Source organism: Parafrigoribacterium humi, assembly GCF_040227205.1.
GTDB lineage: Bacteria > Actinomycetota > Actinomycetes > Actinomycetales > Microbacteriaceae > Parafrigoribacterium_A > Parafrigoribacterium_A humi.
The window spans coordinates 82955-95821 of the sequence record NZ_JBELOA010000009.1 but is presented as its reverse complement, the minus strand read 5'-3'; the positions used below and the strand labels follow the sequence as shown (position 1 = coordinate 95821).

Below are 12867 nucleotides of genomic sequence, written 5' to 3'. Positions count from 1 at the left end.
TCACTTCCCAGGGTCAGGGCTTCTTCTTGGGAACGTGCCGCTTGTATGGCGACACGGTGCGATCGCCCGGCAGCCAGAATCGCCAGGGGAACTCCTCCGTGCCACCGGGGCCTGAGACGCCCGTCCTCGGACCGGTCTCGTACGCGAACTCCTCCTGCACGAGATCGAGGCGGATGCGGCTCGACTCGAGGTCGGATCCCCCGTCATCGAGATGGATGCCGAGGGCAACCGTGAGGCGGGCCGGACCGCGGGCCAGGTCGGCATCCGTTCGCGTGGTGATGCGCCTCGACCTCGCGAGCTCGACGCCGTCAATGACCTCTCCCGCGCGCAGCAGCAGGCCGGACGCCTGGCCCTCCGTGCCGCAGACGACGTTCGCGCAGGTGTGCATGCCGTAGGTGAAGTACGTGTACAGGTGCCCGGGCTCGCCGAACATGACGGCGTTGCGATTGGTCTTGCCACGGAAGGCGTGGGACCCGGGATCGGCCGAACCGTGATACGCCTCGATCTCGGTGATGCGCAGGCTCACGGTGCCCTCTTCCGAGGTCACCGAGAGGACGGAACCCAACAGGAGCGGGGCGACCTCGTAGGCGGGGGCGCGCAGGAGATCACGATCGAACACGGCCGTTACAGCACTCGCAGCGCGGCCGACACCGCACGCACCCGCGCGGTGAGTGAGGTGAGTTGCTCTGCGACCCGTTTCGGCGCCGTTCCACCAGCGCCGTCGCGCCTGGCGATGGACCCGGCGACGGTGAGCACGCTGCGTACCTCCGGGGTCAGGTGCGGCGAAATGGCGGCCAGTTCGTCATCCGATGGATCGCCGAGGCCGATGCCCCGCTGCTCGCAGAAGCTCACGAGCGCGCCGCTGATCTCGTGGGCATCCCGGAACGGGACCTTCTGTGTCACGAGCCACTCGGCGACATCCGTGGCCAGGGAGAAGCCCTGCGGGGCGAGCTCGGCCATGCGTTCGGTGTCGAAGGTGAGTGTCGCCACCATGCCCGCGAAGGCGGGAAGCACGAGTTCGAGCGTGGCGACGGAGTCGAAGACCGGCTCCTTGTCTTCCTGGAGGTCGCGGTTGTATGCCAGCGGCAGTGACTTGAGCGTGGCGAGAAGCCCGGAGAGGTTGCCGATCATGCGCCCGGCCTTGCCCCTGGCGAGCTCGGCGATGTCGGGGTTCTTCTTCTGCGGCATGATCGACGACCCGGTCGAGAAGCCGTCGTCGAGCGTCACGAAGCCGAACTCGCGCGTGTTCCACAGGATGATCTCCTCCGCGAAGCGCGAGAGGTCGATGCCGATCATGGAGGCGATGAAGGCGAACTCCGCCACGACATCCCGGCTCGCCGTGGCGTCGATCGAGTTCTCCGCCGGGGCACTGAGCCCCAGCTCGCGAGCGACGAGTGCGGCGTCGAGCCCGAGTGAACTGCCCGCGAGCGCGCCTGAGCCATACGGCGAGACGGATGCCCGTGATGACCAGTCCCGCAGCCGTTCCAGGTCGCGAACGAGCGGCCAGGCGTGCGCGAGCAGGTGATGCGCGAGCAGGACCGGCTGGGCGTGCTGCAGGTGGGTGCGGCCGGGCATCGGGGCATCGCCATGAGCCTCAGCCTGCGCCGCGATCGCGTCGATGAGGTCGATCGTGAGGCGGGCGATGGCCCTCGCATGGTCGAGGAGGTAGAGACGGATGAAGGTGGCGATCTGGTCGTTCCGGCTGCGGCCCGCGCGGATCTTGCCCCCGAGCTCCGGGCCGGCGAGCTGGATCAGGCCACGCTCCATGGCCGCGTGCACGTCTTCGTCGGAGTCGAGCGCGACGAAACTGCCGTCGGCCACAGCGCTGCGGAGCCGCTCGAGCGCATCCGTCATGCCCGCGAGTTCCTCCGGCGTGAGGTACCCCGCCGCGGCGAGCGCCTTGGAATGCGCGAGCGAACCGGCGATGTCGTACGGCGCAAGCTGCCAGTCGAAGTGCGTCGACTTGCTCAGCTGCGAGAGCTCGGGTGACGGGCCGCTGCTGAACCTGCCGCCCCACAGGGCACCGTCGGCGGTCTTTCCGACCGAGCCGGACTCGTGCGGGTCTGTGTGCTCGGGCATCGTGCTCCTTCGGTGATGGGAAAAGTTTAGGCGCCTACTGCTGACGCAGCAGCCAGACCAGCAGGGCCTTCTGGGCGTGCAGCCGGTTCTCGGCCTCGTCCCAGATCACGCTCTGGGGCCCGTCGATGACCTCGGCCGTGACCTCGTAGCCGCGATCTGCGGGCAGGCAGTGCATGAACAGCGCGTCGGGCTTCGCCAGCGCCATAAGGTCCGTGTCGACACGATACTGGGCGAGATCGACCAGGCGTTGCGCCTTCTCGTCTTCCTTGCCCATGGACACCCAGGTGTCCGTCACGACGACATCCGCGCCCGCTGCTGCCTCGATCGGGTCGGTGTAGATCGCGACCGATCCCCCGGTCTTCGCGGCGATCGCATCGGCATCCGCGACGACGGAATCCTTTGGCAGGTAGTCGACCGGGCAGGCGATGCGCACGTGCATTCCCGCGGTCGCCCCCGCGAGCAGGTAGGAGTGAACCATGTTGTCCGCGCCGTCGCCGATGAAGGTGAGCGTCTGGCCCGCGAGCGCCCCGCGGTGCTCGCGAATGGTGAGCAGGTCTGCCAGCAGCTGGCAGGGGTGGAAGTCGTCCGACAGGCCGTTGACGACGGGCACGGTCGTTCCCTCCGCCATCTCCTCGAGGCCCGCCTGCCCAAAGGTGCGCCAGACGATGGCCGCGACCTGCCGCTCCAGAACGCGAGCGGTATCCCTCGCCGTCTCCTTGCCTCCGAGCTGACTGTTCGCCGTGCTGATGATGAGGGGAATACCGCCGAGGTCCGCGATTCCGACGGCGAAGGAGACCCGCGTGCGTGTGGACGACTTGTCGAAGATCACCGCGACAGTCTGTGGCCCGGAGAGCGGCCTGGCCGAGAAGCGATCCTTCTTGAGTTCGATGGCGATGTCGAGGATCTCGGCCTGCTCCGCCGGGCTCAGGTCGTCGTCGCGCAGAAAGTGTCTGGTCATTTCACGGCCTCCAAAGCCTGGGCGAACAGTTCCTGGAACTCGGCGAGTTCGGTGTCACCGACGATGAGCGGCGGCGCGATGCGGATGCTGAAGTCGTTCGGGGCATTGACGATCAGGCCCAGCTCGAGCGCGGCATCCGCGAGTGGATGGGCGACCGGCTTCGACAGGCCCAGCCCGATGAGCAGGCCCTGGCCTCGCACCTCGGTGATGAGCGGCGAATCCAGCGAGGCGATGAGCTCGCGCAACTGTGCGCCTCGGGTCACGGCGTTGTCGATGAGCCCGGCCCGCTCGATCTCTCCGAGCACCGCGTTACCGGCGGCGGTGGCAAGCGGGTTACCGCCGAAGGTGCTCCCGTGCTGGCCGGGCGTGAAGAGCTCGGAGGCAGAGCCGAAGGTGATGAGTGCACCGATCGGCACGCCGCCGGCGATTCCCTTGGCCAGCGCGAGGGCGTCTGGGACGACCCCCTCCTGCTGGAAGGCGAACCAGCTTCCGGTTCTGCCGACCCCGGTCTGGATCTCGTCGAGGATGAGCAGCGCGCCGTGCTTCGTGGTGAGCTCGCGTGCCCGCGTGAGATACCCCTCCGGAAGGTCGAGGACGCCGGCCTCCCCCTTGATCGGCTCGACGAAGAGGGCCGCGACCGTGTCGTCCATCGCTGCCTCAAGCGCCTCGAACGTGCTGTCGATGTGCTCGATGCCGGGAACGAGCGGTTCGAACGCCTCGCGCAGCGACAGCTTGCCCGTGAGCGAGAGCGCCCCCATGGTGCGGCCGTGGAAGGAGTTGCGCAGGCTCAGGATGCGCGGCCTGACCCCGCCCGCGCGATTGAGTCGCGCGAGCTTGAGTCCGGCTTCGATGGCCTCCGTGCCGGAGTTGCCGAAGAACACCCGGCCGGACTCCCCCGCACCGGTGAGCCGGAGGAGTCTCTCCGCGAGTTCGAGCTGCGGTGGGGTCGCGTAGTAGTTGGAGACATGGGCGACGGCGGCAACCTGGCGACTCACCGCATCCACGAGCACGGGATGCGCGTGGCCGAGCGCGTTCACGGCGATGCCGGCGAGAAAGTCCAGGTAGCGCTTGCCGTCCGCGTCCCACACGTAGCAGCCCTCGCCACGCACGAGGAGCGCGAGGGGCCTCCCGTAGACGCCCATCATGGCGCCGCCGAATCGCTCGCGCCAGTTCTCCGTCGCGTCGGTACCGACGGCGGGAACGTGCGATTCTGTGCTCACTTCACTGCTTTCATTTGAGGGGATGGTGCGGATGTCTGAGAGTTCGTGACCTCTGTGCCCGAGCTGCCACCGGCGAAGGCCTCGAGCAACACGGAGTGCGGGACTCGGCCGTCGATGACCGCAGCGGAGGAGACCCCGCCGGTCACGGCATCGAGACAGGCCGTCATCTTGGGGATCATCCCGGATTCGAGACTAGGGATGAGCGCGGCGAGCTCGTCGGTCGTGATGCTGGGCACGAGGGAGCCCCGGTTCGGCCAGTCGCTGTAGAGGCCCGCGACATCCGTGAGGATGATGAGCCGCTCCGCGCCGAGGGCCACGGCGAGCGCGGCCGCCGCGGAATCGGCGTTCACGTTGAGGGACTGACCAGGCACCTGGCGATCGGGCGCGATCGACGACACCACCGGGATCTGACCCGCGGCGATCATGGCGCGCACCCGCGTCGGGTCGACCTCCACGACGTCACCGACCAGTCCGAGATCCACGGTCTCGCCGTCGATGACGGTGCCGCGCTTCTCTGCGCCGAACAGGCCATCCGTCTCGCCGGAGATCGGCTGGGCGAGCGGCTGCTCCCGCGAGGGAGCCTCGGCGTTCAGCAACTCGGCGATCTCGGAGCCGACCTGCAGGGTGAGCACCTCGCGCACCACGGTCAGCGCCTCCGGCGTGGTCACGCGCAGGCCGCCGCGGAACTCGCTCGGGATTCCGCGCTTCGTGAGCTCGGCGGAGATCTGCGGTCCTCCCCCGTGCACGACGACGACGTGGATGCCGAGCCGGCGAAGGCAGGCCATGTCCCGGGCGAAGGCGCGTTTGAGCTCATCGTCCACCATGGCATTTCCGCCGAACTTGACCACGACGACCCTGCCCTGGAAGCGCGCGATCCACGGCATCGCCTCGAGGAGGATCTCGGCCTTGGCGGTCGCGAGAGAACTATCGGCGCCCATCAGCTTGAATACGCGCTGTTCTCGTGCACGTAGTCGTGCGTGAGGTCGTTGGTGCGGATCGTGGCCTCGGCCTGCCCGGCCTTGAGGTCGATGACGACCTCGACCTTCCTGGGCGTCAGGTCCACCGATTCGCGGGGCTCGTCCGGCTCGCCCGAGCGGCAGACCCGAACGCCGTTGATCGACACGTCGATGTCATACGGATCGAACTCTGCGCCCGTTGTGCCGACCGCGGCGAGCACCCGGCCCCAGTTGGGGTCGTTGCCGAACACGGCGGCCTTGAACAGGTTATTGCGCGCGACAGCACGCCCCACCTCCACGGCGTCGTCTTCGTTCGCCGCGTTGATCGTCGTGATGGCGATGTCGTGGCTCGAGCCCTCCGCATCTCCCTGCAGTTGCAGAGCGAGATCGTCGCAGAGCGCGGTGAGCGCAGTCGTGAACTCGTCCACGTCCGGGACGATGCCGGATGCTCCGCTGGCCAGGAGCGTGACCTGGTCGTTGGTCGACATGCAGCCGTCGGAGTCGAGGCGGTCGAAGGTGACCCTGGTTGCCGCCCTGAGAGCGCGATCCAGCTCTGCCGAGCCGAGGTCGGCATCCGTGGTGATGACGACGAGCATCGTCGCGAGCCCCGGGGCAAGCATGCCCGCGCCCTTGGCCATCGCGCCGATGCTCCAGCCGTCGCGGCCGACGACGGCCTGCTTGGCGTGGGTGTCGGTGGTGAGGATCGCCTGCGCGGCGTCCTCTCCCCCCTCGGCGGAGAGCAGCGGAGCCGCGCCCGCGACACCCGCGAGGACGCGGTCACGGAACTGCTGGTCGCCCGAGCCGATGAGCCCCGTCGAGCAGACGAGCACGTCGCCGGCGGAGACGTCGAGTGCCTCGCCGACGGCCTCGGCCGTGGCGTGAGTGGTCTGGAAGCCGAAGGTTCCCGTGTAGCAGTTGGCCCCGCCGGAGTTGAGCACGATGGCCGAGACGATGCCGTCGGAGATGACCTGCTCCGACCACAGGATCGGGTTGGCCTTGGCGCGGTTGCTCGTGAACACGGCGGCCGCGGCCTGCCGGGGGCCGCGATTCACGACGAGCGCGACATCCTTCGCCCCGGTCGACTTGAGTCCGGCAGCGAAGCCCGCTGCCTCGAATCCTGCTGGCCTTGTCACGCTCACGGTGCTACTCCATCCATCGGAAGGCCGAGGGTCTCGGGAAGGCCGAGAGCCAGGTTTGCGGACTGGATCGCGGCGCCGGCCGTGCCCTTGACCAGATTGTCGATGGCGGTGACGGTGACGACCCGCCCCGCTGCCTCGTCGATCGCGAGCCCGACGAGCGCGACGTTCGCCCCCGTGGTGTCTCCACTGCCGGGGAACTGCCCCTCTGGGAGCAGATGGACGAACGGTTCGTCTGCGTACGCGCTCTCCCACGCCTGCCGCACCTCGGCCGCCGTCGTGCCCGGCACGAGCTTCGCGGTGGAGGTCGCGAGGATTCCCCTCGAGAGCGGAACGAGCATGGGGGTGAAGGAGAGCGAGACGGCCGCGCCGCCCGCGGCCACGAGATTCTGCCGGATCTCCGGGACGTGACGATGGATGCCGCCTACCGCGTAGGCGGAGGCGGAGCCCAGGATCTCGCTCGCCAAGAGCGAGGTCTTCAGGCTTCGTCCCGCGCCGGAGGTCCCGACCGCGAGGACTGCGACGAGGTCGTCTGCCGCGATGACCCCGGCGTGGATGCCCGGAGCCAGCCCCAGAGTGACCGCCGTGACATTGCACCCGGGTACGGCGATCCGCGTGGCGCCGGCGAGCGCATCCCGCTGCCTCGATCCCCCGGACAACACCAGCTCCGGCAGCCCGTAACTCCAGGCGCCGCGGTACTCGCCGCCGTAGAAGGCGGCCCAGTCGTCTGCGCTCGTGAGCCGATGGTCCGCGCCGCAGTCGATGACGAGCGAGGTGTCTGTCAGCTTCGCGGTCAACTCCCCCGAGGCGCCGTGCGGAAGCGCGAGGAAGACGATGTCATGCCCGGAGAGCGTCGCGGGCGTCGTCACCTCGAGCGTGAGGTGCGAGAGGCTGCGCAGGTGCGGGTGCACTGCGGCGAGCGGCTGGCCCGCGTTCTGGTGTGCGGTGACCGTCACGACCTCGAACTCGGGGTGAAGACTGAGAAGCCGTAGGAGCTCGGCACCGGCGTAACCGCTGGCACCTGCCACGGCAACGGTGTATGACATAGCGCTACCTTAGGGTGATCGATCGGACAGGGATCGGAAGCGGCGGCGGCGCGCTCTGTGCTGAAGAACTCAGCGTGCTGAAATCTCAGCTGCGCGGCGTCGCCCACGATCGGCGCGCGCGGCGAACGGAACGGCGAAGTTCGCCGTGACGTGTTCCGCGTATGTCCATGACGTCGACCATACCGCCTCGCCAGCCTCTCCCACTAATCCGACGCAGCAATCGTGCGCGGGTGTGCGACCGTAAACGCCGTCCATACCGGCGATGAGCCGCATCGGCAGGCTTATTCTCGAAGCGACGCGCCGAATCGTTGCGTGGCGACGGCGAGTCCCGCAAGTTTCGCTTCTGTCGCCTCCGCCGCGGTCAGGGTGCGATCCGGCGCGCGGAACCTCAGTGCGAAGGTGAGCGACTTGGTGCCGTCCTGCACTCCACTGCCCCGGTAGTCGTCGACGAGCCTGGCATCCTCGAGCAGCTCGCCCGCCCCATCGACGATCGCGGCGAGGACATCTCCCGCGGGGATGTCCGCGTCGAGCACGAGGGACAGGTCCTGCGTGGCTGCGGGCAGCGTCGAGATCGGCGTCGGCCGGGCATCCGTCTCTGCGAGCGCAATGAGAGCTCCGAGATCGACCTCGCACACCACGACGACCCGCGGAAGATCGAGATCGTCTGCGAGCGCCGGAAGCAGTTCGCCAGCGAAACCAACGCTTCGCTCGCCGACGAAGAGCTCCGCGGTGCGTCCGGGGTGCAGTGCCTGGTGGTGTCCCTGTCGCGGCGAGATGGAGACCCTGAGTGCGATTCCGAGCTGGCGCACGGCGTCGAGGGCATCGCCGAGCGAGCGTGCAATTGCGGGCTGGCCGGGCTGCTTGTGCACGGCGGACCCCAGGAACAGCGTCGCGAGATGGAGGGGCTGCGGTGGGATGCTCTCCCCCAGCGCCTCGAGAACCTCGGGCGACGGTCGCTCAGTGCCAAGCGGTGGGGTGCCACTCGCGTAGGTCCTATCCGCCGCGGGGAGGAACACCGAGCCGATCTCGTAGACGGCGAGATCCACGAGCCCGCGCGACAGGTTGCGTCTGGCGGCCTCGATGAGCCCGGGCAGAAGGGAGGCGCGCAGGAACGGCACCTCACCGTCGAGCGGATTGGCGAGCCGCAACTGGGGCACATGCTCGGCCTTGGCCGAACCAAAGGTGTCGTTGCTCTTCTCGGAGGCGAAGGGGTACGACAGGATCTCGGTCAGGCCGCCCGCAGCGAGCATCTGCGCCGCTCCCCGGCGAAGTCGCTGCACCCTCGTGACGCCTCGCCCGGGAGGCGCCGTCGGCAGGATGGACGGGATGCGGTCGTACCCGACGATCCTGGCCACCTCTTCCGCGAGGGTTGCCTTGTCGGTGAGGTCCGGACGCCAGCTCGGCGGGGTGACCATCCATCCGTTTGCCGTGTCGTCGACGGAACAGCCGATCTCGACGAGCGAGGAACGGGTCTCGTCTTCCGTGTAATGTGCGCCCACGATCGACTCGACGTAACCGGCCGGCAGCTCGATGGGCCGCGGAGCCCGAGCCTCGAACCAGCGCGAGCCGAGAGAATCGGCGGTTCCTCCGGCGAGCCCGACGAGCAATTGCACGACCCGAGCCGCCGCGGCCTCCGCGACCTCCGGGTCGACACCGCGCTCGAAACGCTTGGATGCCTCGCTCGGAAGCTTGTGCCGCCTGGCCGATCGCGCGATCGACACAGGATCGAAGTTCGCGGCCTCGATGAGGACGTTCGTCGTGGACTCGTTGATCTCGGTCGATGCACCACCCATGACGCCCGCGAGACCGATCGGCCCGCTGTCGTCGGTGATGAGCAGGTCTTCGGCGTCGAGGGCACGCACCTGCTCGTCGAGGGTGACGATCTTCTCGCCCGGGAGCGCTCGGCGCACGACGATGCCGCCGTTCAGGCGATCGAGGTCGTAACCGTGGAGCGGCTGGCCGAGCTCGAACATCACGTAGTTGGTGATGTCGACGACGAGCGAGATCGAGCGGACCCCGGCGAGCTTCAGCCGCGCCACCATCCACGGTGGGGTCGGCCGCGTCGGGTCGATGTTCCTGACCACGCGGGTGATGAAGGCCGTTGCGCCGGCCCGGCCACGAATGGGCGCGCGGTCGTCGACCGCCACGGGGAATTCCGATGCTCCCGTGCGGTCCGACCCCGCGGCCAGGGGCAGGTCTGCGCGGTGGGCGGGGTCGCGGAATGCGGCGCCGGTGGAGTGGGAGTACTCGCGGGCGATTCCGCGGATCGAGAACGCATAACCGCGGTCTGGCGTGACGTTGACCTCGACGGCCGTGTCGTCCAGGCCGAGCAGGGCGGCGGCATCCGTGCCCACCTCGGGGTCGAGACCGAGGGAGGCGAGCCTCAGGATGCCGTCGTGTTCCTCCCCCAGACCGAGTTCCCTCGCCGAGGCGATCATGCCGTCGGAGACGTGTCCGTAGGTCTTACGCGCGGCGATCGGAAACGGTCCGGGCAGTACCGAGCCCGGCAGCGTGACGACGACCTTGTCGCCTTCCACGAAGTTGTGGGCACCGCAGACGATGCCGCGAACGTCCGCTCCCCCGTCTGCAGCGGTCTGGCCCGCCGGCGCGACGCGCACAGAACACCAGTTGATCGTCTTTCCGTTGCTCTGCGGCTCCGGAGTGAACTCGAGCACCTGGCCGACCACGATTGGTCCGCTCAGCTCGAAGCGATGGATGTCTTCCTCTTCCAGGCCGACCCGGACCAAGGCGGCGTGGACGTCTTCGGGCGTCGAATCGGCGGGGACGTCGACGAACTCGCGAAGCCAACTCAGCGGGACGCGCATCAGACCACCATTCCGAACTGCTGGCTGAAGCGAATATCGCCCTCGACCATGTCTCTCATATCGTTCAGGTCGTTGCGGAACTGCAGAGTGCGCTCGATGCCCATACCGAAGGCGAAGCCCTGGTACTCGTCCGGGTCGATGCCGGCCGCCCGAAGCACGTTGCGGTTGACCATGCCGCATCCGCCCCACTCGACCCAGCGTGCCCCGCCCTTGGCGTTCGGCTGCCAGACATCCATCTCGGCGCTCGGCTCGGTGAACGGGAAGTAGTTGGGGCGCAGGCGGATCTCGGCCTCGTCGCCGAACATCAGGCGCGCGAAGTGCTCGAGAGTGCCGCGCAGGTGCGCCATGGTGAGGCCCTTGTCGATCGCGATGCCCTCGACCTGGTGGAACACGGGGGTGTGGGTCGCGTCGAGCTCATCGGTGCGATAGACCTTGCCCGGAGCAATCACGTAGACCGGAAGTTCGCGGGTGAGCAGCGACCGGATCTGCACCGGACTCGTGTGGGTGCGCAGCACGAGGTGCGAGCCGACCGGGTCGAGGAAGAAGGTGTCCTGCATGGCGCGTGCGGGGTGGTCCTCGTCGAAGTTGAGCGCGTCGAAGTTGAACCACTCGTTCTCGAGCTCGGGGCCCTCCGCGATCTCCCAGCCCATGCCCACGAAGATGTCGCCGATCTGCTCCATGAGCAGGGTGAGCGGATGCCGGGCACCGGCGGTCCACCGGCTCGCGACCGCGGTCACGTCCACCGACTCCCGCGCGAGGCGAGCGGACTCCTCCGCGCTGTGCAGCTCGCTCTCGCGGGCGGCGAACGCCTGGTTCACCCGCGCCCTCGCCTGCCCAACGAGCTTGCCCGCCGTCGCCTTGTCTGCCGGTGCGACATCGCGCAACGAGGCGTTGAGCCTGGCGAGCGTCGACGCCTCACCGAGGTGCTCGCTCTTGACTCTGGCGAAGCCGGCGAGATCCGGTGCTTCTGCGGCAGCGGTGAGAGCCGCGGTCACCGCCGAGGCGACGGCCTGTTCGGTTATGGGAGAGGTCTCAGACACGAGACCCAAGTTTAGTGGGCTACACCGGCGGGCCATTTCGGCCGACCGGAAGCGTGATCGCCCTCGTGCCGTCCTCGCCGGGTTGCCGCGGTGCGACGGCCGTCACTTCACCGAGCTTCGGGCCGCTGCGCCTGGCGACGAACCGTGCGATCCAGGACAGCGTGAGGTTCAGCGCAAGGTAGATGACCAACCCGACGATGAACAGCGTGAAGATGTAGCGGCTGCCGAAGAAATTCCTGTTGTCGTTGATCTGGCGCGCGAGTTCCGGGTAGCTGACGATGTAGGCGAGTGAGGTGTCCTTCAGAAGCACGACGAGCTGCGCGAGGATGATCGGCAGCATCTGGCGGAATGCCTGCGGAAACTCGATCAGCCGCCAGGTCTTCATCGGGCTGAGCCCAATGGCGAGCCCGGCCTCCTTCTGGCCACGCGGCAGCGAGGTCACGCCCGCGCGAAGGGCCTCACCGATGATCGCGCCGTTGTACACCGCAAGCCCCAGCACCCCGGACCAATACGATCCAGCGGTGAAGACCAGGAACACGAAGAAGATCATGAGAAGCAACGGGATCCCGCGGACGAACTCCAGGATGACGCCGGTCACGACGCGGATCCACTTCTGGCGAGCCGTGCGACCGAAGGAGAAGACGATGCCGATCAGGACGGCGAGTACCGCCGCGGCCGCGGCCATTCGAAGCGTGTTCCAAGTGGCGCTGAGGAACGAGGTCCACACGACCGGTTCGGCGAGGATGTCCCAGCGAGACGCGTCGAACATCCCCGGCGTCGTCGCGCCGTTGGCGTTGACGCGCGGTGCGGCGAGGGTGACGTACATCCAGAAGAAGAACGCGACGATCACGACGATGCCGATGATCGACGCGATCGTGGACCGACGCCTGGTCTTGGGGCCAGGCGCATCGTAAAGAACGCTGACGCTCATCTCACGACCACCACCCTCTTCTCGATCGCACCGGCGATGAGGCCGAGCGGAACCGTGATGACGAGGTAGAGCGCGGCCGCGTACAGCAGGACGAGGATGACCGAGCTCGGATTGTCACGCGTCGCGGCGTTCGTCTGCTTGAAGAGTTCGTTGACGAAGAAGACGCCGGCCACCGAGGTGTTCTTGGTGAGGGCGATGAAGACATTGATGAGCGGTGGAACCACCATCCGTGCGGCCTGAGGCAGGATGACGAGGGTCACGGTCTGCACGAAGCCCATTCCGACGGCACGTGCCGCCTCTGCCTGCCCGACGGGCACACCGTTGAAGCCCGACCGGATCGCTTCGGCCACGAAGGGCGAGGTGTAGGCGATCAGGCCGATGAGGGCGAGGGGAAAGTAATCGAGGTCCGAGCCCAGGATCGGAAGCACGAAGGCACAGAACATCAGGACGAGCAGCAGCGGAACGTTCCTCAGCACCTCCGTGTAGACCGTCGCAAACACCCGGAGCGACGGCACGGGCGAGATGCGCATCGTCGCGATGATCACGCCGACGACAAAGGCACCGAACCCCGAGATCACGAGCAAAATGAGCGTCTGAAGAAAGCCCGCCAGATAGATCGGGGTCACGTCAATGAGCGCGTCCACACTTCACCTCCGCTGCTGTTGGGTGGGAGCGG

The 12867-nt window shown here is 67.8% G+C and carries 11 protein-coding genes; all 11 read right to left on the bottom strand.

Annotation, left to right across the window (positions count from 1 at the left end; translation table 11 throughout):
* Nucleotides 1-13: 13 nt before the first annotated feature.
* The 11 genes from ABUA28_RS12750 to ABUA28_RS12700 all read right to left on the bottom strand — a co-directional run bounded on the left by ABUA28_RS12750 (nt 14) and on the right by ABUA28_RS12700 (nt 12835).
* Complete coding sequence (locus ABUA28_RS12750) at nt 14-619, bottom strand: DNA-3-methyladenine glycosylase (protein ID WP_349904565.1); 606 nt, start codon at nt 617-619, stop codon at nt 14-16.
* Nucleotides 620-624: 5 nt separating this feature from the next.
* Nucleotides 625-2079: an argininosuccinate lyase gene (argH, locus tag ABUA28_RS12745; RefSeq protein WP_349904563.1), complete on the bottom strand. Its 1455-nt coding sequence runs from the start codon at nt 2077-2079 to the stop codon at nt 625-627.
* 34 nt (nt 2080-2113) lie between these two features.
* Nucleotides 2114-3037, bottom strand: coding sequence for an ornithine carbamoyltransferase (argF, locus tag ABUA28_RS12740; RefSeq protein WP_349904562.1), 924 nt, complete (start codon nt 3035-3037; stop codon nt 2114-2116).
* On the bottom strand, nt 3034-4257 hold the full coding sequence (locus ABUA28_RS12735) for an acetylornithine transaminase (RefSeq protein ID WP_349904561.1): 1224 nt from the start codon (nt 4255-4257) through the stop codon (nt 3034-3036). Before ABUA28_RS12735 ends, argF begins: the two co-directional genes overlap by 4 nt.
* Nucleotides 4254-5195: an acetylglutamate kinase gene (gene argB / locus ABUA28_RS12730; protein ID WP_349904559.1), complete on the bottom strand. Its 942-nt coding sequence runs from the start codon at nt 5193-5195 to the stop codon at nt 4254-4256. The genes ABUA28_RS12735 and argB overlap by 4 nt, the downstream gene beginning before the upstream one ends.
* Nucleotides 5195-6352: a bifunctional glutamate N-acetyltransferase/amino-acid acetyltransferase ArgJ gene (gene argJ, locus ABUA28_RS12725; RefSeq protein ID WP_349904558.1), complete on the bottom strand. Its 1158-nt coding sequence runs from the start codon at nt 6350-6352 to the stop codon at nt 5195-5197. Before argJ ends, argB begins: the two co-directional genes overlap by 1 nt.
* Complete coding sequence (gene argC, locus ABUA28_RS12720; protein WP_349904557.1) at nt 6349-7395, bottom strand: N-acetyl-gamma-glutamyl-phosphate reductase; 1047 nt, start codon at nt 7393-7395, stop codon at nt 6349-6351. The genes argJ and argC overlap by 4 nt, the downstream gene beginning before the upstream one ends.
* Before the next feature lie 281 nt (nt 7396-7676).
* The gene (gene pheT / locus ABUA28_RS12715; protein ID WP_349904556.1) at nt 7677-10220 is read right to left on the bottom strand and encodes a phenylalanine--tRNA ligase subunit beta; all 2544 of its coding nucleotides are present in this window, start codon (nt 10218-10220) and stop codon (nt 7677-7679) included.
* Nucleotides 10220-11296 (bottom strand): phenylalanine--tRNA ligase subunit alpha, encoded by a 1077-nt coding sequence (gene pheS, locus ABUA28_RS12710; protein WP_407075448.1) that lies wholly within the window; start codon nt 11294-11296, stop codon nt 10220-10222. The genes pheT and pheS overlap by 1 nt, the downstream gene beginning before the upstream one ends.
* Nucleotides 11280-12191, bottom strand: coding sequence for an amino acid ABC transporter permease (locus ABUA28_RS12705; protein ID WP_349904554.1), 912 nt, complete (start codon nt 12189-12191; stop codon nt 11280-11282). The genes pheS and ABUA28_RS12705 overlap by 17 nt, the downstream gene beginning before the upstream one ends.
* On the bottom strand, nt 12188-12835 hold the full coding sequence (locus ABUA28_RS12700) for an amino acid ABC transporter permease (protein ID WP_349904553.1): 648 nt from the start codon (nt 12833-12835) through the stop codon (nt 12188-12190). The genes ABUA28_RS12705 and ABUA28_RS12700 overlap by 4 nt, the downstream gene beginning before the upstream one ends.
* Between the last annotated feature and the right edge of the window lie 32 nt (nt 12836-12867).